Source organism: Wolbachia endosymbiont (group A) of Pipizella viduata (assembly GCF_964028555.1).
Taxonomy (GTDB): Bacteria; Pseudomonadota; Alphaproteobacteria; order Rickettsiales; family Anaplasmataceae; genus Wolbachia.
This window is the reverse complement of record NZ_OZ034787.1, coordinates 1,027,749-1,045,579: the sequence shown is the minus strand read 5'-3', so window position 1 is coordinate 1,045,579 and position 17,831 is coordinate 1,027,749. Positions and strand designations below refer to the sequence as shown.

Annotated in this window: 21 protein-coding genes and 1 pseudogene; 7 read left to right on the top strand and 15 right to left on the bottom strand. The window is 35.2% G+C overall.

From position 1 onward, the window contains the following. Positions 1 to 31 precede the first annotated feature (31 nt). Together mraY and ABWU50_RS04995 are read left to right on the top strand one after the other, a co-directional pair. Positions 32 to 1,012 (top strand): phospho-N-acetylmuramoyl-pentapeptide-transferase, encoded by a 981-nt coding sequence (gene mraY, locus ABWU50_RS05000; RefSeq protein ID WP_353275565.1) that lies wholly within the window; start codon positions 32 to 34, stop codon positions 1,010 to 1,012. Between the two features lie 6 nt (positions 1,013 to 1,018). Then, complete coding sequence (locus tag ABWU50_RS04995) at positions 1,019 to 1,615, top strand: ribonuclease HII (RefSeq protein WP_010082329.1); 597 nt, start codon at positions 1,019 to 1,021, stop codon at positions 1,613 to 1,615. A gap of 14 nt (positions 1,616 to 1,629) precedes the next feature. On the opposite strand, the gene virB9 is transcribed toward ABWU50_RS04995, so the two are convergent. The 3 genes from virB9 to ABWU50_RS04980 form a co-directional block, all read right to left on the bottom strand. Further along, on the bottom strand, positions 1,630 to 2,415 hold the full coding sequence (gene virB9, locus ABWU50_RS04990; RefSeq protein ID WP_253309562.1) for a P-type conjugative transfer protein VirB9: 786 nt from the start codon (positions 2,413 to 2,415) through the stop codon (positions 1,630 to 1,632). 187 nt (positions 2,416 to 2,602) lie between these two features. Next, entirely contained in the window at positions 2,603 to 3,058 is a 456-nt protein-coding gene (gene mlaD, locus ABWU50_RS04985) for an outer membrane lipid asymmetry maintenance protein MlaD (protein ID WP_182184055.1), read from the bottom strand. 2 nt (positions 3,059 to 3,060) lie between these two features. Further along, a complete protein-coding gene (locus ABWU50_RS04980; RefSeq protein ID WP_353275563.1) occupies positions 3,061 to 3,375 on the bottom strand; it encodes an NADH-ubiquinone oxidoreductase subunit NDUFA12 family protein in 315 nt (104 codons plus the stop codon). A 64-nt stretch (positions 3,376 to 3,439) separates the two neighbouring features. On the opposite strand from ABWU50_RS04980, the gene ABWU50_RS04975 reads away from it, so the two are divergent. From ABWU50_RS04975 to purF, 3 genes are read left to right on the top strand one after another with little or no spacing between them, the layout of a single operon-like run. Beyond that, complete coding sequence (locus ABWU50_RS04975; RefSeq protein WP_341822693.1) at positions 3,440 to 4,906, top strand: proton-conducting transporter membrane subunit; 1,467 nt, start codon at positions 3,440 to 3,442, stop codon at positions 4,904 to 4,906. A 45-nt stretch (positions 4,907 to 4,951) separates the two neighbouring features. Beyond that, positions 4,952 to 6,055 (top strand): rod shape-determining protein RodA, encoded by a 1,104-nt coding sequence (gene rodA, locus ABWU50_RS04970; RefSeq protein ID WP_353275562.1) that lies wholly within the window; start codon positions 4,952 to 4,954, stop codon positions 6,053 to 6,055. 25 nt (positions 6,056 to 6,080) lie between these two features. After that, the gene (gene purF / locus ABWU50_RS04965; protein WP_353275560.1) at positions 6,081 to 7,466 is read left to right on the top strand and encodes an amidophosphoribosyltransferase; all 1,386 of its coding nucleotides are present in this window, start codon (positions 6,081 to 6,083) and stop codon (positions 7,464 to 7,466) included. 19 nt (positions 7,467 to 7,485) lie between these two features. On the opposite strand, the gene ABWU50_RS04960 is transcribed toward purF, so the two are convergent. From ABWU50_RS04960 to smpB, 7 genes are all read right to left on the bottom strand, one after another. After that, positions 7,486 to 7,995 carry a DNA-3-methyladenine glycosylase gene (locus ABWU50_RS04960; protein ID WP_264731736.1) on the bottom strand — a complete coding sequence of 170 codons (510 nt, stop codon included), beginning with the start codon at positions 7,993 to 7,995 and terminating at the stop codon, positions 7,486 to 7,488. 56 nt (positions 7,996 to 8,051) lie between these two features. Continuing rightward, positions 8,052 to 8,360, bottom strand: coding sequence for a hypothetical protein (locus tag ABWU50_RS04955; RefSeq protein WP_353275559.1), 309 nt, complete (start codon positions 8,358 to 8,360; stop codon positions 8,052 to 8,054). A 46-nt stretch (positions 8,361 to 8,406) separates the two neighbouring features. Continuing rightward, complete coding sequence (locus ABWU50_RS04950) at positions 8,407 to 9,033, bottom strand: hypothetical protein (RefSeq protein ID WP_353275557.1); 627 nt, start codon at positions 9,031 to 9,033, stop codon at positions 8,407 to 8,409. Between the two features lie 76 nt (positions 9,034 to 9,109). Continuing rightward, positions 9,110 to 10,090, bottom strand: coding sequence for a Holliday junction branch migration DNA helicase RuvB (ruvB, locus tag ABWU50_RS04945; protein ID WP_341822689.1), 981 nt, complete (start codon positions 10,088 to 10,090; stop codon positions 9,110 to 9,112). Next, the gene (gene ruvA / locus ABWU50_RS04940; protein ID WP_264735388.1) at positions 10,087 to 10,668 is read right to left on the bottom strand and encodes a Holliday junction branch migration protein RuvA; all 582 of its coding nucleotides are present in this window, start codon (positions 10,666 to 10,668) and stop codon (positions 10,087 to 10,089) included. Before ruvA ends, ruvB begins: the two co-directional genes overlap by 4 nt. Before the next feature lie 1,051 nt (positions 10,669 to 11,719). Next, positions 11,720 to 12,511, bottom strand: coding sequence for a prolipoprotein diacylglyceryl transferase (gene lgt / locus ABWU50_RS04935; RefSeq protein WP_341822686.1), 792 nt, complete (start codon positions 12,509 to 12,511; stop codon positions 11,720 to 11,722). A gap of 6 nt (positions 12,512 to 12,517) precedes the next feature. Further along, positions 12,518 to 12,967, bottom strand: a complete 450-nt coding sequence (gene smpB, locus ABWU50_RS04930) for an SsrA-binding protein SmpB (RefSeq protein ID WP_353275554.1) — start codon at positions 12,965 to 12,967, stop codon at positions 12,518 to 12,520. Between the two features lie 98 nt (positions 12,968 to 13,065). Between smpB and ABWU50_RS04925 the strand changes: the two genes are divergently transcribed. Then, positions 13,066 to 13,587, top strand: coding sequence for a Na+/H+ antiporter subunit E (locus ABWU50_RS04925; RefSeq protein ID WP_353275552.1), 522 nt, complete (start codon positions 13,066 to 13,068; stop codon positions 13,585 to 13,587). On the opposite strand, the gene ABWU50_RS04920 is transcribed toward ABWU50_RS04925, so the two are convergent. Next, complete coding sequence (locus ABWU50_RS04920; protein WP_353275550.1) at positions 13,580 to 13,996, bottom strand: hypothetical protein; 417 nt, start codon at positions 13,994 to 13,996, stop codon at positions 13,580 to 13,582. The genes ABWU50_RS04925 and ABWU50_RS04920 overlap by 8 nt on opposite strands. A gap of 1,139 nt (positions 13,997 to 15,135) precedes the next feature. Here ABWU50_RS04920 and ABWU50_RS04915 point away from each other — a divergent pair. Continuing rightward, positions 15,136 to 16,332 carry a hypothetical protein gene (locus ABWU50_RS04915; RefSeq protein WP_353275548.1) on the top strand — a complete coding sequence of 399 codons (1,197 nt, stop codon included), beginning with the start codon at positions 15,136 to 15,138 and terminating at the stop codon, positions 16,330 to 16,332. Positions 16,333 to 16,584: 252 nt separating this feature from the next. Here the strand turns inward: ABWU50_RS04915 and ABWU50_RS04910 are convergent. The 4 genes and pseudogenes from ABWU50_RS04910 to ABWU50_RS04895 form a co-directional block, all read right to left on the bottom strand. Continuing rightward, a pseudogene (locus ABWU50_RS04910) lies at positions 16,585 to 16,731 on the bottom strand (transposase); the annotation flags it as partial. A 63-nt stretch (positions 16,732 to 16,794) separates the two neighbouring features. Continuing rightward, complete coding sequence (locus ABWU50_RS04905) at positions 16,795 to 16,923, bottom strand: IS3 family transposase (RefSeq protein WP_353270857.1); 129 nt, start codon at positions 16,921 to 16,923, stop codon at positions 16,795 to 16,797. Further along, the gene (locus ABWU50_RS04900; protein ID WP_341822668.1) at positions 16,920 to 17,153 is read right to left on the bottom strand and encodes a DDE-type integrase/transposase/recombinase; all 234 of its coding nucleotides are present in this window, start codon (positions 17,151 to 17,153) and stop codon (positions 16,920 to 16,922) included. The genes ABWU50_RS04905 and ABWU50_RS04900 overlap by 4 nt, the downstream gene beginning before the upstream one ends. 3 nt (positions 17,154 to 17,156) lie before the next feature. Next, positions 17,157 to 17,354, bottom strand: a complete 198-nt coding sequence (locus ABWU50_RS04895; RefSeq protein ID WP_353275465.1) for a transposase — start codon at positions 17,352 to 17,354, stop codon at positions 17,157 to 17,159. Between the last annotated feature and the right edge of the window lie 477 nt (positions 17,355 to 17,831).

Here is a 17,831-nt window from a genome sequence, read left to right as displayed (position 1 = left end):
GGTATGATACTTAGTCAATTTAAGTAAGCAGATGATCTTAGCTACAAAAGTATTTTTTACCTCATTTGTTTTTGGGTTTATTCTTTTTCCCTATTTTATAAAGCTTCTAAAAAAAATAAGTAAAGATGGGCAACCAATTAGATCATGTGGACCAGAAAGTCATTTAATAACAAAAAAGAATGTACCACCTATGGGCGGAATAATAATACTGATTTCTTCTTTATTACCAATTTTACTCTGGGCTCAGTTAACACAAGAAATCTTGCTGCTGATATTGATAACTCTATTTTTTGCTCTACTTGGATTTATTGATGATTATTTAAAATTGAAGACAAATCACTATCGAGGTTTAAGTGCAAAAACCAAAATACTTATTCAGTTTATTGTAACTCTGGTTAGTATGTCTATACTTAAGCTATACTCTGCTGAAGGTTTTACAAAAACGTCTCTATTTAAAGGAGTAATAATCGACTTTGGCTATCTATATGTTCCGTTTGCTGCGTTTGTAATTGTCGGCTCTGCTAATGCTGTGAATCTCACAGATGGTTTGGATGGCCTTGCTGCAACTCAAGTCATCACTTCCTTTGCTTTTTTGGGGCTAATTGCATATATAACTCAAGCAGATATGAATATTACTTTATTCTGCATTGCATTTATAGGAGCTATTTTAAGTTTCTTGTGGTTTAACACACATCCAGCAAAAATATTTATGGGTGATGTTGGAAGCCTGTCAATTGGTGCAGCTTTAGGGTTAACTAGCGTTTTAATGAAGAGAGAAATGCTTTTTGCCGTTATTGGAATAATCTTTGTAATAGAGACTCTATCTGTGATTATTCAGATATCATATTTTAAATATACAAAGTTTAAATATGGAGAAGGAAAAAGAGTTTTTCTTATGGCACCAATACATCATCACTTTGAGAAGAAGGGATGGTCAGAAAATGTAATCGTTATGAAATTTTGGATAATTTCTATTATCTGTTCAGTTTTTACTATAACTTTCTTATTATAAAAACCTATGAAATACCCAGACTTTACATTAGAAAATAAATTATCAGGAGTGATAGCAGGAGTGGATGAAGTTGGAAGAGGTCCGCTAGCTGGTCCAGTAATATCCGCAGCCGTAGTGTTTATTGATAGAAATACAATTATTGATGGAATCAACGACTCGAAAAAGTTGACTCCTCAATGTAGGCAAGTCCTATATGAAAAAATAACATCCGTTGCAAAATTTGGTATAGGAATGGCAAGCGTAGAAGAAATAAATTCATACAATATCTTGCAAGCAACAAAACTTTCAATGAAACGTGCGTTGATAGACCTGGACCTAGAATTAGATTATGTGCTAGTTGATGGTAATCAACCACCTGAAGTGAAATGGCAAGTGAAATCCATAGTAAATGGTGATAATTTGAGTACATCAATTGCAGCAGCTTCAATCGTTGCAAAAGTTACGAGAGATCGGCTTATGCAAGAATTGCACAATAAGCATCCTGAATATAATTGGTATAAAAATAAAGGATATGGGACAAAAGAGCACCTTAACGCTATTGGCCTTTATGGAATTACAGAACATCATAGAAAAAACTTTGCACCCATATCTCGGGCATTATAGCCTTTAGATAGTAATCACTTACCTTTTTTGAAAGGCATGTTTTCATTAAATAGGCAAACTGTACTTGATCCATTCCTTAAGGTAAACACTGAACTCACCCTTTCGATTATCAGGTAGTTGTCAGCTGTACGGAAGTTTACTAAAGACTCATACCCTGCAGAATCAACCATAAAAACTGCCGGGAAATCAGAGTTTATTTTATTGAATTGTAGATATGTAAATTTTCCGTCATCAAAAACCTTAATTGGTATTATTGACTGACTGCCTTTAACGTGCGAGATGGAATAATTAAAATTTAAGCCCTTCTTTACAACTTCAATGTCGTTTATATCAGGAATAATGGTATGACTAGCTTGTTCGAAGATATCGCCGTTATTTGTTGTGTAAATCTCATCACTGCTAAATAATGGATAAAGAAACCTTACTTCATATGCTAATTTTGGATCATCTAGTCCAGTTGCTTCTTCAGCATGAAGTTCAAAGTAATAAACTCTTTTATTGGTAATTATAGTTGCGTTAGTATCGGCAATATCATCTATAGGCTTAATAAACAATCTGTTACCTTGAGGAAGGAGTTGCCAACCAGTTGAATCACCCATTGAAAGGTTTTGTATTACCTCCCCTGGTTCAAACAATATGCTGGATTGATAACCATAAAAACCCGTATACTTATGTATAGCTTGTGGGTTATAATTTATTACCTTTATGTGATTATCTCCAGCTATTGAACGTGGCTCCTGTTTTGCAAGTGCATCACTACCACAAAAAAACAACAGTACGGCAAACAGTAAACCAATCATAATATCAAAATAAATTAATCTTCATTTTATCATTGATAGACATGCACTGCAACTGTTAAGCTGTACTATAAACCCCAATTATAGGTTAGCAAGGGGTAGAAAAGACAAGAAATAAGGCAAACTCCTTAAATACTTTAGAACTATAGGAGGCTTCACCTGAACGGATATACTTGGAATCCTGCCATTTTCACTTCGTAAACATACCAAGAATTCTGTCCATTATTCCACCCATATTTGCTTCAGCTTGAGTATACTCTATTTTACCACCGTGCAAGATTAGTTTAATATCTGATCCAGGTGATATATTAACAAATTTACTGCCAACAACTCCACTGCTAGTGATCAGAGCTGAGCTATCAACTGGCAACTTTATATCTCGGCTTACGCACATATCGATTCGTGCTATGTAGGTAGCTTTGTCAAGTGACACACCAGTTATGCTTCCAACGTCCACACCAGAGATCTTGACACTATCACCAACTCCTATACCGTTAGCGTTAGCAAAAAGACCATATATTTTATAGCAATCCTTATAGTTTTTCTTTATGTAAGATAGCTTATCAATAGCAAAGAAAATCAGAAAAATAGTGAAAACTAATACAAATAATCCAGCGGTTATTTCAAGTATATTTGACCTTCGCATCTTTAGTTATCAGGACTCCAGCTTTTATAGTAATTTTTCACTTTTTGGTTTGGATAGTATGCATCTTTTGTACCCGTTAAATTAGGAGTATGTTTTACTTTTCTTTTTTTATTATTAACTGGTACTACATTATCAGTATAGTGAAGCCATATATGCCATTCCGGAGGCACTGTTGTAGGCTCAGAAACACTGCTATACATAATCCACCTTTTCCCTTTACTTGATTCATAGTAAGAATTTCCATTTTCATCTCTTCCTACAAATTTACCTTCTCTTCGTAATAGGCGTTTTATTGCGTTACAAATTTTAGATAACATAAGAGTATTAAAACAAAAAGTATTATATATACTAATACTTTAACGATATATTAACAACAATTTAATGCAATTACCAATTTTACAAGTTATTATACCAATAATTGCATCAATGTTTTGCTTTCTTACCAAGAAACACAAGGTATCTTGGTTTATTTCTTTTATTGCAACAACAATCACTCTTATCATTTCATCAATACTACTCATAAAAACATATAGAGGCGAGATTATAACTTATCACCTTGGAAATTGGGCTCCTCCGCATGGAATAGAGTTAAGAATCGACGTGTTAAACTCCTTGATTCTAACTTTGGTGAATTTTATAGCGCTGATTAGCGTGCTTTATAGCTTTTATATTAACGAAAAAGAAATTAGCAAAAACAAAATCACTGGTTTTTACTCTCTATTTCTACTGTGCTTAAGCGGACTGCTCGGGATTCTAGTAACAAACGACATATTCAATCTTTATGTTTTTTTGGAAATTTCATCTCTTTCTTCTTATGTATTAGTTTCAATGGGAAGGGATAAAAAAGCCTTGGTTGCAGCATTTGAATATCTAATTAGTGGCACTATAGGGGCAACGTTTTACTTGTTTGGTGTTGGGCTTTTGTACTCCATGACAGGAACGCTCAATATGTCTGACATGGCTGAAAGAATAGTTCCATTATACGATAACAACATCATAAAACTTGGCACATTGTTCATTTTTGTTGGTCTCTCAATTAAAATGGCACTTTTTCCATTAAGCAGGTGGCTGATTAATGCATATAGTGAGGCACCAAGTTTCATTAGCATATTCTTTTCAGGCACAGTGACAAAAGTGATGATATATGTTTTCATTAGGATCTTCTATACTGTTTTCCATCAGAATTTCTTCTTATTTAAACCATCACTAAGCAACGTGATAATTATCCTCGCACTTTGCGCTGTTATATTTGGGTCAATATCTGCAATAACTGCAAAAGATATAAGAAGACTGCTTGCTAATTCTAGTGTCAGCCAAATTGGTTATATAATTTTAGCACTGAGTTTTAACTCAAAAACAGGTGTATTTGCAGCAATTCTTCACATAGTAAACCACAGCATAATAAAAACATCTTTATTCATGGCTGCAGGATGTATTTCTTACAAATTTGATACAACAAAAATAGAGAATTTATCGGGACTCAAGAAATCAATGCCTTATACAGCACTTGCGTTTACTCTACTTAGTTTAGCATTAGTCGGTGTGCCGCTAACAAATGGCTTTGTAAGCAAATGGTATATAATGAAAGCAGTTATAGAATCTCGCGCGTGGATTTCCCTGATAGCTTTTGCTGCCGGTTCTTTTCTTGCACTAATATACATGTGGAAGATGGTAGAGAAAATGTATTTTGAAAATAGTGCAGCATCAAGCGCTGGAATGACACCGGACAAAATTAATGATGTGCCATTTCCTATGCTTTTCTGTCTATTGTTTATGGCAGCTTTAACAATAGTAACTGGAATATATAGCACTCCAATTCGGTTAGTAGTTGAGAAGTTGGTTTTTTGATTTTTATCTTTGTTTCATATTTTACTATACTTTAAGGTTATAAGTGTGGATAGGCTGAAGAAGATTCATTGGTTATTAGTCATTAACGTGATAGTGCTGTTTTGCGTTGGCATTGCTGTTCAATACTCTTCTGCTGGAGGAAAGTGGGTACCATTTGCAATTCACCAAATAGTCATATTTTCCTTCTTTTTCCTACTCGCTATAGCTATGTCATTCATAGAGCTAGATTTTTATTTGAAGCACGCCTACTTTTTTTATATAGCAGCAGCGATTTCGCTATTAGCAGTAAATTTTTTTGGCTCGCACATAATGGGTGCGACGAGGTGGATAAGAATTGGGTCAATTAGTTTGCAACCATCAGAATTTGCAAAAGTAGGCTTAATACTTGCGCTTGCTCGTTATTTTGATAAGCAAAGTGTGTATAAAATGATGGAATTTAAAAGATTGCTTAAGGCGGTAATAATTATTTTCTTGCCTGTATTCTTGGTGTTAAAGCAACCTAATTTAGGCACAGCTGTGATAATGTTGTTTATAGGAGCATCAATTATATTCACAGCAGTAATAAAAAGAGCTCATTTAGTAATTTGTGGGACGCTTGGCATTTTTGCAGTACCGGCTATTTGGCCTTTTTTACGTCCTTATCACAAGCAAAGGATATTGTCGTTTTTGGATTCATCAGTGGATCCACTTGGAATAGGTTATAATGCGCAGCAATCTCAGATAGCTATTGGTTCAGGAGGTTTGCTTGGTAAGGGCTTTGTTAACGGAAGTCAAACTCAACTTGGATTTTTGCCGGAGAAACGTACGGATTTTGCTTTTGCAGCGCTGAGTGAGGAGTGGGGCTTTTTAGGTAGCATGGCTTTAATTTTGCTTTATACCTCATTACTTGGCATAATTTTCTCTATCGCTTATAGGTCGAAAAATTATTTTTCTAAGTTAGTATCTATCGGGATTTTTGCTTTTTTTGGCGCTCATTTTTTTATAAACATTGGAATGTCAATAGGCCTCTTGCCTGTGATAGGCGATCCACTGCCATTTCTTTCCTATGGAGGAAGTACAACTGCTGCAAGCTTGATATGCATAGGATTATTGCTGGCAATAAAAGCAGATGAACAACAAAATGCTTGTATTTCACCTATGCTAAAGTAAAATTAAACTTTACTTAATAGTTTTTATGCTAGATGAAATGCGTGAGGAATGTGGAGTATTTGGTATAAGCTGCAATAACGATGCTGCATTTAACTCTATACTTGCTCTCCACGCTTTGCAGCATAGAGGTCAAGAGTCTTTTGGCGTAGTAACCAGTAACAACGATAAGCTGCACTCTTATCACTTTCAAGGTCAAGTGAGCAGCGTATTTGATGATATAGATGAAATAAAGAAATCCTTACCTGGAGATTGTGCAATAGGTCACGTTCGATACTCAACAAGTGGTAGTAAATTTGGAGTGCAGCCCATGCTTGGCAAAAGTGGCAAATTTGGGGATTTTGCCATAGCACATAATGGTAATTTAATTAATATTTCTCCGATACGCGAACAATTAATTAAACAAGAGTGCGTTTTTCAGTCAGATATTGATACAGAAGTAGTAGTGCATCTGACAGCAAGCGGTGAAAAAGATAGCTTTTTAGAGAGTTTTATATATGCATTAAAGCAAATACAAGGTGCTTATTCTTTTGTGGCAATCAACCAAGAAGTAGTTATTGGAGTACGTGATCCATCTGGAATCAGGCCTCTTGTTTTAGGAAAGTTAAACGGTTCTTACGTTCTTGCATCTGAAACTTGTGCTCTTGATATAATAAATGCAGAGTTTGTTAGAGAAATAGAACCAGGCGAATTAGTTACCATCAGTTCGGATAGTAAGCTAGCCTCAATGTTTCCTTTCCCACAGCAAAAATCAAGTTTTTGTATTTTTGAATACGTTTACTTTTCGAGACCAGACAGCATAATGGAGAATAGGTCCATATATGATATAAGAAAAGAAATAGGAAGAATACTTGCAGAAGAGAGCCCACCAAAAAACAATGTAAATATGGTTGTACCAATACCTGATTCTGGAATACCTGCAGCTATTGGATATGCAAAGCATTCAGGATTACCTATGGAACTGGGGATAATTCGTAATCATTACATAGGAAGAACTTTTATACAACCAACCGCTGAAGTACGTAAAGTTAGAATAAAATTAAAATTCAATGCTAATAAGCACACTTTGAAAGGTAAAAACATAATTTTAATAGATGATAGTATAGTGCGTGGTAGTACGCTCAGAAATATAATAGTTATGCTAAAGGATGCAGGAGTAAAAGAGATTCACCTCAAAATTTCAAGCCCACCAATTAAGCATTCTTGTTTTTATGGAATAGATACGCCAGAGTGCAAAGATTTAATTGCTGCAAATAAATCTGTAGAGGAAATTAAGGAAGTTATAGGAGTAGATAGCCTAGCCTTCTTGAGTATTGATGGACTATATCAGGCTGTTAAAGGAGAGGTGCGTAACAATGCTACACCACAATATTGCGATGCTTGTTTCACTGGTGATTATTCGATTGGCAAATAGTCTACGCAAGATCTTAAGTTTAGAAAATCTTAAACCGCCAAAATTTCTCTTGGCCTTTACTAATTCCGATTCTCGGAGTGCACACATAATCCGGGTTGAGGTGAGATTCATAAATACAAAATTTGTGGCTTATAGTAAGGTCCAGTTTATTGTGTTCTTTTGTAATGTTTAATCTTTTGCACAATATTCCTGGTCCGCCTAAGTTTGCTTCAAGCGGTTCAATGAGCTTTAATCCCCGTATTAACACTGCTGCTGGGAACCCTTCTGCTTCTGTTACAATATTTAAACAGTAATACATTCCATATATAAAATACACGTATGAAAACCCCGGCATACCAAACATTACTGAGGTTCGGTTAGTATAGCCTCTTGCCGCGTGACAAGCTGGGTCATTCATTCCTATATAGGCTTCAACTTCGGTTATTATTCCACTAAAGTTAGAAAATTTGAGGACTTTTCCCAATAACTCTCCAGCTACAGTTAAGGTCGGCCGCTCGTAGAAATTTCTTGGTAGTATTATGTTGCTCATTATAAGAGTATAAGTTACTTGCAAATGCAAGCAACTTATACTGAATTTTCACTACTTTACCTATTTTGAGCAGCAGAAGCTTGATGCTTTTGTGGTGCGCCGCTCAAGTCTTCTACATTTGTTGAAGGCTGCTCCAAAAATTTTACTTCTTCAGAGCTTTGTTGTAATTGTGTTTGTGGCAATTGTGATGCTAATGCTTCATGTAAAGACTTTGGTTCACGTCTCTTGCCTACTTTTACTTCTTTGTTTGCACGTAACTGTTCTTCAGTAACACCGTTGCTTTCAAGGAGCTTTACACCATTCTTATCATCAATATTAATTTTAATTTTACATTCTTTTCCATCAACATACCACTTTAAAGTCATTTCATATAATCCACTAATTATTTCATAAACTCTTTCCCCTTTATCATTAATAATGACAAAATGTAATTGTTTTTACATTGTACTTTTTACATATATTACCACTCAGAAGTTTAGCTATATCTACTCCTTCTTTACTAACATTCAACACAACTCTCACGGAAGGGTAAACAACATTCCCTTCCCTTTTGCCTTCTTTTATCATTATGGACCCTATGGTATTATTTTTCATACCTTCAGATATCTCTGATTTAATTTGGTCAGCAATTTTGCCTACAATCTCTTTGCCGTGATACTGAGATTCTCCTTTCTTTGGAGAAAAAGGTTTTTGGTTTGTGGTATTGGTAGAAGGGTTGTTCTGTAATGCAAAGAACTTATTCCATTCTTCATCGCTTTCTAACTCGACATATTTACGCTTATTCTTGTCTGGTGTTGATTTAGGTATATCCTGAGTGCTCAAATCGCTAGGAAGTCCTTTTGTTTTATCAGAATTACCGCTCTCCTTTGCTTTATTACTTAGAAGGGTAAGATGCTCTTCTGGCTTTTTCTTATCCGGTTTTAAAGTTGTATCATCAGAAGGAAGTTCCTCCACCATAGGCACATGAGGATTTTTAACTTTATCCTCATTGTGGAAAAATAGAATAGTTTTTAGGAATTCTTTAACCTTACCTAACATATACCCTCCATTATTCTTGATATATAGATGTTAGCATATAGATACCATGCCGATTAGTCAATATAAATTATGATGTTTAATGTTGAAAGCTCAAATACTCCTTTGCTTGATCAGTTAGAACGCGCCCCCTTGGTGTGCGCTTTACAAAACTAATTTTGATTAAATAAGGTTCTACTGTTTCTTCAATATTGCCAACATCCTCGGATAGCGCAATAGATATGGTGTCAATTCCAACAGGTCCTGAGGTGTTGAATAAAAATCTTAGATAATGCATATCAAGTTTATTGAGTCCCATTTTGTCTACACCCAATTTTAGCAATACAGAATCAGCGACTTCATAAGTGATTTTTTTATCATCTTTCACTTCAACAAAATCCCTTATTCTTCTGAGTAACCTCAAAGCAATTCTTGGAGTGCCACGTGCACGGCAGGCAATTTCCCGTGCTGCATTTTCTTCAATTTCAGTAGAAAGAACTCTTGCGCCTCTTTTTATAATATTAACCAGTTCTTCAAAAGAATAAAACTCAAGATGCAAGGGAATGCCAAAACGATCTCTGAGTGGCGCAGAAAGTAATCCAAGCCGTGTAGTTGCTCCGATTAACGTAAATGGTGGTAGATCTATCCTTAAAGTGCGAGTAGATGGACCTTCACCTACTAATATGTCCAAGCAAAAATCTTCCATAGCAGTATATAAAACTTCTTCGATGCTGCGATTTAATCTATGGATTTCGTCGATAAATAGAACATCTTTTGCATTTAAAGTGGTAAGCACTGCAGCCAAGTCCCCAGCTTTACTAAGTAAAGGACCAGAAGTTGCGCGGAAGCTGACCCTTAATTCTTTAGAAACAATTTGTGCTAAAGTTGTTTTGCCAAGTCCTGGGGGACCATACAATAAAACGTGATCTAAGGCTTCAGTTCTTGTCTGTGCAGCATTTATAAACACTTTTAAATTTTGTATTAAGTCTTTTTGCCCGACAAAATCATCAAGTTGCTCAGGCCTGATGTTGATATTGCGCGCATCTTCAGTATATTCTTTATCGCACGATATTGATTTCATAATGTTGAGAGCTCCTTAAGCGCCATGCGAATAATATCCTTGGTGTCCAGATTTGACGATTCGTCTTGTATTTTTTTTATCGTATCATAAGCTTTCATTTTTTCATACCCAAGATTGATCAATGCTGAAAGGGCATCTTCATTGATTGGATGAAAATTATTGTTATTTATTTCTAATTTACTCACTTTGCCACTTAATTCAGTGATGATTCGATTTATGAGTTTCATGCCAAGTCCACTCATCTTGAGTGCTACTTTATCTTCATTCATAATTGCCAAAAACAGCTGTTCTGGAGTTAATTTACTCAAAATTGACATTGCAGTTTTATAGCTAACACCACTTACTTTAACAAGCAACCTCAAGCACTGCTGTTCTTCTTTGCTTATAAAACCATATAGCTGAGCGACATTTTCTCTGTTATTTGCATAGGTTTCGATAAGTAATTTAACTCTACTTCCGATGGAACATGCATTTAAAGTTTTGGCTGAGAGATACACCATATAGCCAACATCATTCACATTCAGGATTATGTGATCACTGCGCACTTCATCAACTATTCCGCTTAGATTTCCTATCATTTTTAGCACTGTATAGGGTTCAGTTTAAATACTCCTGGATCTTAGGTCAAGCAAACGAACATTATAACAGAGAGCCAAGTAGCTCATAGAAACGAAAAACTTCCTTGACACATTTTGCCAACGTTTGCCGCTTCAAGTCTGTCTGCTATGACTTTTATATACTGATAATCATTATACTCACACCCCGGTACCACCGTTTGAAAGCACAGTTCAATGAATTTTAGAAAGTTTATTTTGTCCATGATATAATGTTGAAACCAGCGCGTGACGCTGGGGTGACATTATAGGAGCACTGGAATGACAAGGCTATAGGTTGCAAGCGAGACGTCATACCGTGATTTATTCACGGTATCTCTTGGCATAGATCCCGCTAATAAGTAGCGGGATGACGAATTGCTTAATTGTCATACCGCCGCGGTATCTCATCCGCTAACAAGAGATCCCGCTAACAAGTAGCGGGATGACGATTGTCAGGGTGTCATTCCAGCGCCCCTATAATGTCATCCCAGTGCTCCTATAATGTCATCCGAGTAGCTGACACTGGGATCTCATTTCACTCTATAATAGCAGTGCTCCTTTCTTGTCATCCCAGTACTGATTAGCTATAAAATTTAAGAAGATATTTAAGAAATTTACCAAATAAAAAAAAGGCAAAAGAAGCCCCGTGGTGCGAGTTTTGACTCTATATTACTGTAAGTGGCGCTGTAATAATGTGCTAACGCTTAAAATAAGCGCGATTTGGCTGAATGTAGAAAAAATAAAAAAGACATGCAGCCGCTATAATTTTATGTAATCCGCCAATAAATACCCTGAGTTTTTTACTGAATTTTGTCATTGAGCCTGCAGGTCAAAAACAAGTTTTGAGTCATAAATACCCTTATTGTCATAATAAGGGGGCTGGCGGAGTTTGTCAAGCAAGTTTTATGGCCTAGCGTCACACGCTGGAATGACACCGGATCTCACATTCATTCTACTGCAACGCAGAAAATTCGTACAATTGTGCATGATGTAGGGTTTCTGGCTACATTTTTCTATTAAACTCACCTTTCCTCTATGTAACAGATTTCGTATTAAATTTTAAATTTAATGCGCCTAGATATACAAGCATTCCTAGCAAAACCATAGGTATAGAAAGCAACTGCCCCATAGTTAAATCAAGCCACAAATAGCCAATTTGATAGTCTGGTTCGCGAAAAAACTCAACGAAAAAACGTGCTATTCCATACCACATAACTGCAATACCAGTTAACGCACCGTGATACAGTCTTATTCTAGTCAAGAAAAACAGTGAATTTGCAACTGCAAAAAGTAGCAGTCCTTCAAAAAGTGCCTCATAAAGCTGGCTTGGATGACGCAGCAAATTATCACCACTTTCTGGAAATACCATACCCCATGGCATAGTTGTAACTCTGCCAAATAACTCTCCGTTTATAAAATTGCCTATGCGACCTAAAAATAAACCTATGGAAACTCCGCAAGAAACTAGGTCCAGTGCATAAAATATAGGAATGTTATGTCTTTTACACGAAATTATTACTGCAAGCAAAACTCCTATAGCACCACCATGAAATGACATTCCTCCTTCCCAGGTCTTCAATATCTCGATAGGGTTGCTTATATAAAGAACTGGATCATATATCAATACGTAGCCAAGTCTACCTCCAAGGATAATGCCTATAATAGTGGCTGTTAATAACGAATCGTAAAAATTCTTAGTAAATATTTTTTGGTCGTCTAGCTTGTGTAAATACCAATATGCAGACACTATACCCAAAACGTAAGCTAAGGAATACCAATATATAGAAACAGGACCGATGCTGAAAATTACTGGATTTAAAGACATATTTTGCTATAAATTATTCTTAGACAATCTACTTTTTTCACGATCCCACTCTCTCTGTTTTATGGTTGCTCTCTTATCGTAGAGTTTTTTTCCTTTTACAATGGCAATTTTAGTTTTTGCAAATCCTTTATCATTAAAATAGATCGAAAGCGTCACAACAGTTATCCCAGCGGTTTTGATTTGACCAATTAGTTTGTTTATCTCTTTTTTATGTAAAAGCAGTTTACGTTCCCTTTTTGGTTTATGATTTTTTCGGTTTGCAGCTTTATATTCTGCAATATGCATATTGTGCAGCCATATTTCGCTATTCTTTTCGATAACGTAGGTGTCGGAAATATTTACTTTTCTTTCTCTTAGCGATTTAACTTCACTGCTTAATAAGACCATACCCGCTTCAAATTCTTCTAAGATGAAATATTCAAACCTTGCTTTCCTATTTTCTGCAATAACTTCCATATCTAAAGATATCTTTAAGCTTCAATATATTACAGAGTTTTTGACTTAATTCATAATATATCTTTCCTTAAAAAATCATTTAAGTTATACTGCAAACCATGAACCTTAGGCAAAAAATCAAGTTTTTTTCTCTATCATTTGTAATTTTATTTTCTCTATGGACTGTATTGTCTGGTTATTTTGAGCCATTTTTTATTTTTTGTGGAGTGTTTTCCTCTACATTCACATTATTTATCTTTAGAAGGTTGATAAACGCTGAAAGAGCTCTTAGCAAGATTTTAAATGGTACGAGTAGACTGTCGTTTTATAAGTTAGTAAGTTATATACCATGGTTAATGTACCAAATCATTTTATCAAGTGTTTATGTAACAAAAAAGGTGCTACGACTCAAATCTAAGCTTGAGCCAATCATTATCCTAAGAAAATGCAAAGGGCATAATGATGAAAGCATTGCGTTATTTGCCAATTCGGTTACAATCACTCCTGGAACTTTAACTATCAATGTTGAAAGTAAGCAGAAAACATATTTCTCTACCATGTATCTGATAGATAAAGATCTTGAAAGCGGCATTTCTGAAATAGAAAATAAAATCTTAAAAATACTACGTTCAGTTAAGTAATTGCTTTAAATAAGTTAACAGCATCCTTATATTCCCTTACAAGACTTTCAAGCATCTCTTTTGGAAGGCTATTGTTAACAATAGAACATAAATAATTATGTAAATCTTCTAACCTTAGTATGTTATTTCTCTTCTTGCTGTTGAATTTATACGGAAAAATACCTTCCATAACTTCAATAGTAGTAGCCTTGTTTAAAAATACATTTTCACTTGTCACGCTTATTCTTGCTAAAACAGTGTTAATTTCAGTTTCGTCATTTGTATAAAAATCTGATAGCTGAGTTATTCTAATAACGTATAAAGTTACTATTTTTGATAAGCAATTATCAGCATATTCACAATTTTTTATTACCTCCCACTGAGTAACCTGGGATTTACCTATTTTTGCATTGTTCGGTAATTTACTCATTCAGCTTTCTCCATTTAATCCAGTAGATAGATTATACTAATACTTTGTTAAATAAATGATAACGCAATCATAAAAATATATATTCATAATGGCATGTTATGTAAAATAGTACGATATCCAGACATTAAAGTTGATTTAGGCTGGTTTATATTGGGCACCTCTTATTTCTGCATTACCTAAGCAAGCTAAGCTGTAAAATGACAGTTGGACATCAGCTCATAACAGGAGCACTCTGAAATATAGGGAGAGTAGACGAGCGGACCTTCCCCGCCAGTCTCTCACAGAACTGTGCATGAACCTCTCGACTCACACAGCTCCCATTATTCGGCCCTTGCTACTAATTATAGCATAATCAAGGACTCTGTTTTAATCAATTGCTCATCCTATTTCTGGTTGACAAAACAATTAAAACTAAATCCCTTCGCTCCATTTCCATTACAGAAACTTCTTCACTACTACGCGCCCCTGTTTTTCGCATCGGTACTCTCACCCTTGGAGTTTAGCTCCTTGGATTTCTCCCTTATCATCGAAACGACAGGTTCCCGCAGTTCCACGCAATAGCCCAAAATAGATTCACGCCACCTCTATGCCGGACGCCACCTATCCGGTAAACAAGCTCCCGATAGATTTATCCCAGGTTAGGTTAGACCCCTGGTTTTGACGTCATTTAAAAGGTTTCGACACTTCATCAGTGGTTCACTTTCGTTCATCTCTCCATTCCTTACATGACATATAATTATGCCTTTTCCATAACGCTCACTACCTTGCCAAAGCAGCTTATAGTTGTTTGAAGCCTGCTCTTGTAAACCGGCTCCGAGGGGCCCACCCTCATCTATTGCGTAGCTTTTGCACTTAGTTTGCTCTTACTTGAACATTCTTTGTGTCTCTATGGCACACCTAACCCAAGAAAGGTTTTCCTACGTCATACCGCCGCGGCGCTAACTAGTAGCGGAATGACGGTTTTTCAAATCGTTGGTAAACCTAAGCCACTTTAGCTATAGCAGCCGTCTATCTTAGATTGCTTCTTATTAAAAAAACAAAGCCTTATTAATTAAATATTATAGTTAATAATTACACTCTTTTGAGAAGTAATTAAAATAGTGTTAAACTGTGTGCATAAAATAATTAGTGAGGTTGCAATGTTAAGCAGTATTATAAAAGTAAAATTAGAGAAAAACTGTTGTCCTTTTGAGGAATTAGAAAACTTCTTTGCTAAAGGGGTATTTCATATAGATGATAGAAAAAGGTTCAAAGAACCTTCAGTAAAGTTAGTTATCGAACATGGATACAATGAAACTTTAACTCTACCAAGAGAAGCAATACCTAATTCTTTCGCTTTGCAGCTTTTATCTTCACTTTATAGAGGAAATGCACTAGCTTTACCTATTATATTAAAATACCTTGTTCACAGGAATTTATCTAAAGATTTTGATGAGATCAGTAAAAAATTACAGGCCAAAATGGATCAAGATATACAAGAAGCGGAGCTACAAAGCAATTCTAAAATTTCTAAAAAAATTGAGGTATGCAAACAAGACATTTTAAATGTTCTTAGTGGCGGTAAATCAGTATTGAGTGATCAATTGAAGCAAAAATACTATTCTATACTAGAAAATGAGGTTAAAGAATTAAAGGCTGAGATTTCAAAAGAACTAGAAGACTATACTAACAACACTAACATTCATGAAATATATCAAAGCCTTAATAATAAAAAGAAAAACGGAGGATTATTAAAAGAAGTAGCTTTAGGATGTTTAGGTATCACTGCTATAATATTAATGCTTACTTCTGTATTCTTCTTTCTCCCAATAATAATAGCCATTAACCCACCCACTCATATGAGTATGCATGAAGTAACGGTTTTTAGGTATATAGAAGTTTCACCTTTCATTGTTATGGCATTAACGCTTATAATAGCAGGTGTAGCTTACTTAGCAAGTTGTTATCTAGAGCATAGTTTTGCAAAAGAAATGCAAGACTTTATAGAAGGACCAAAATATGTAGATAAAGCAACTAATACTGAAGATGTGAAGAAATTAGAACAAGAAGAAACAGAAGTAGGCGATTATGGTAAAAAACCTTCGGCACCACCATACGATGGACCTAAGCAGCCAAGATTGTACCCAAATCTTTCAGAAGTACAACAACCACCATCATACGAAGAAGCTTGCTCTACCGTGCAACCGAAAGATTCACAACCAAGCAGTAATCTTGATTCTGCTGAGCCTGAGCAGCCAAAACTAGTTATGGATCTTTTAGAAAGTCTTCCAGAACAACTAAACGCAAAATTGGGTCCTGTTCTACGTCCATCTAATACAGCAAGAGGTGTAATTTAGGGCTAGAGGTTATGATTGTAATAAAGATATAAAAAAACGGACAAGTCAAGTAAAGTTACAAATGTAATTTTGCTTGACTATCCATTTATCACCACCTAAAGCAGCTAACAAAGCCATCTCATATGACATTTTGTCTATACCTAATTAAGCATATCAATAAGTAAGTAAATTTTAATATAATCTTATTATACTTATAAATATGCTGTATATAGCTAACCTAAGTAAGGTTTCCCCGAGTGCTGAAAAACAAAATCAATAGCCGAATTGATATCGGGCCAAAAGCTTGGCAGCGCTTTTTTTTATGGCATGCTTGATGGCAAACCAGAACTTCTCAATTGGATTTAAATCAGGCGAGTATGGCGGCAAAAATAAAACTTTACATCCAACACTTTCTATTAATTTTCTCGTTCTTTCAGACTGACCTTACCCAGAAAAAGTAGAGAGAAAGTTAAGACGTTTTTGTCATGAGAATGATGCATCAAATTGTGCAGGAATGCAATAATTAATAGTAGAATGCCTACGTTGTTTGTTATAAAAGATTTCTATGTATTCAAATATGGCAGTTCTGGTTTGTTGAGCGAGAAGTATCAATAAGCAGCTCCCTTTTGAGTGAACTTTTCTGCAACAGAGTTATCGTAACAACATCCCTTATGGCTCATGCTGGAAATGATGTTTTTTGTATTCAATAGAAATTGGTAATTTTGAGAGGTATACTGTGACCCTTGATCGCTATGTAACAGCAGATTTTTATCGGGTTTGCGCTTATTAACGGCCATCAATAAAGAGTCAATAACCAATTGTTTATTTATTGAACTGCTCATTAACTACCATGCGTGAATATAGATCCTGCCAAATATAGCCATCCTTCTTTGGTTTTTATATAAGTAATCCCATATTTTATTTGGTTGATCGACAATAAAGTTTTGGTCTAATATATTGAGAGCTACGACTCTATTGTCCTTTTGTTGCTTCTTAGTTTTAAATTTTCTTCTCAATATAGCCCGAATACCATTTTTCTGCATAACACTTTGTACTGTTTTAATTTTTGCCTAAAGCTTTTAATTCAGCGTGAATTTTAGGGATCTGCATTTGGATGCTTTTTTTGAATATCTTCTAGAAGCCCATCTTTTGCTAATTCCTTACTGCTTTTTCCCTTAGCAACCCATTTATAATAACCACCAGCAGATATGTCTAAAACCCTACATAGTTCCTGTATTTTATAGCAATTTCTATATAAAAGAATACTTTACTCTTTTTGTTTGGTCAGGGCTTTTTTTTAAATGTCTCTTTCTCTTGTTACTCTTGCTAGTTCTTTTTTTAGATCAAATCTTTCTTTGTCATAAGGAGCCTTTGTCTGGAAATGCGTATGCTTCTGACATTTTTCCATCATATTTTCTTACCCATTTACTTAACATACTGCCATCTATGCCTAGATCTTTTGCTATTTTTTTACTTCTGTTTCTTTAACCAGCTTAACAGCTTCTAATTTGAATCCTGCT

Excerpts from the sequence above, each read along its gene's own strand:
- mraY (WP_353275565.1), top strand. The coding sequence starts at position 32 with ATGATCTTAGCTACAAAAGTATTTTTTACCTCATTTGTTTTTGGGTTT.
- ABWU50_RS04995 (WP_010082329.1), top strand. The coding sequence starts at position 1,019 with ATGAAATACCCAGACTTTACATTAGAAAATAAATTATCAGGAGTGATA.
- virB9 (WP_253309562.1), bottom strand. The coding sequence starts at position 2,415 with ATGATTGGTTTACTGTTTGCCGTACTGTTGTTTTTTTGTGGTAGTGAT.
- mlaD (WP_182184055.1), bottom strand. The coding sequence starts at position 3,058 with ATGCGAAGGTCAAATATACTTGAAATAACCGCTGGATTATTTGTATTA.
- ABWU50_RS04980 (WP_353275563.1), bottom strand. The coding sequence starts at position 3,375 with ATGTTATCTAAAATTTGTAACGCAATAAAACGCCTATTACGAAGAGAA.
- ABWU50_RS04975 (WP_341822693.1), top strand. The coding sequence starts at position 3,440 with ATGCAATTACCAATTTTACAAGTTATTATACCAATAATTGCATCAATG.
- purF (WP_353275560.1), top strand. The coding sequence starts at position 6,081 with ATGCTAGATGAAATGCGTGAGGAATGTGGAGTATTTGGTATAAGCTGC.
- ABWU50_RS04960 (WP_264731736.1), bottom strand. The coding sequence starts at position 7,995 with ATGAGCAACATAATACTACCAAGAAATTTCTACGAGCGGCCGACCTTA.
- ABWU50_RS04955 (WP_353275559.1), bottom strand. The coding sequence starts at position 8,360 with ATGACTTTAAAGTGGTATGTTGATGGAAAAGAATGTAAAATTAAAATT.
- ABWU50_RS04950 (WP_353275557.1), bottom strand. The coding sequence starts at position 9,033 with ATGTTAGGTAAGGTTAAAGAATTCCTAAAAACTATTCTATTTTTCCAC.
- ruvB (WP_341822689.1), bottom strand. The coding sequence starts at position 10,090 with ATGAAATCAATATCGTGCGATAAAGAATATACTGAAGATGCGCGCAAT.
- ruvA (WP_264735388.1), bottom strand. The coding sequence starts at position 10,668 with ATGATAGGAAATCTAAGCGGAATAGTTGATGAAGTGCGCAGTGATCAC.
- lgt (WP_341822686.1), bottom strand. The coding sequence starts at position 12,511 with ATGTCTTTAAATCCAGTAATTTTCAGCATCGGTCCTGTTTCTATATAT.
- smpB (WP_353275554.1), bottom strand. The coding sequence starts at position 12,967 with ATGGAAGTTATTGCAGAAAATAGGAAAGCAAGGTTTGAATATTTCATC.
- ABWU50_RS04925 (WP_353275552.1), top strand. The coding sequence starts at position 13,066 with ATGAACCTTAGGCAAAAAATCAAGTTTTTTTCTCTATCATTTGTAATT.
- ABWU50_RS04920 (WP_353275550.1), bottom strand. The coding sequence starts at position 13,996 with ATGAGTAAATTACCGAACAATGCAAAAATAGGTAAATCCCAGGTTACT.
- ABWU50_RS04915 (WP_353275548.1), top strand. The coding sequence starts at position 15,136 with ATGTTAAGCAGTATTATAAAAGTAAAATTAGAGAAAAACTGTTGTCCT.
- ABWU50_RS04900 (WP_341822668.1), bottom strand. The coding sequence starts at position 17,153 with ATGAGCAGTTCAATAAATAAACAATTGGTTATTGACTCTTTATTGATG.
- ABWU50_RS04895 (WP_353275465.1), bottom strand. The coding sequence starts at position 17,354 with ATGCAGAAAAATGGTATTCGGGCTATATTGAGAAGAAAATTTAAAACT.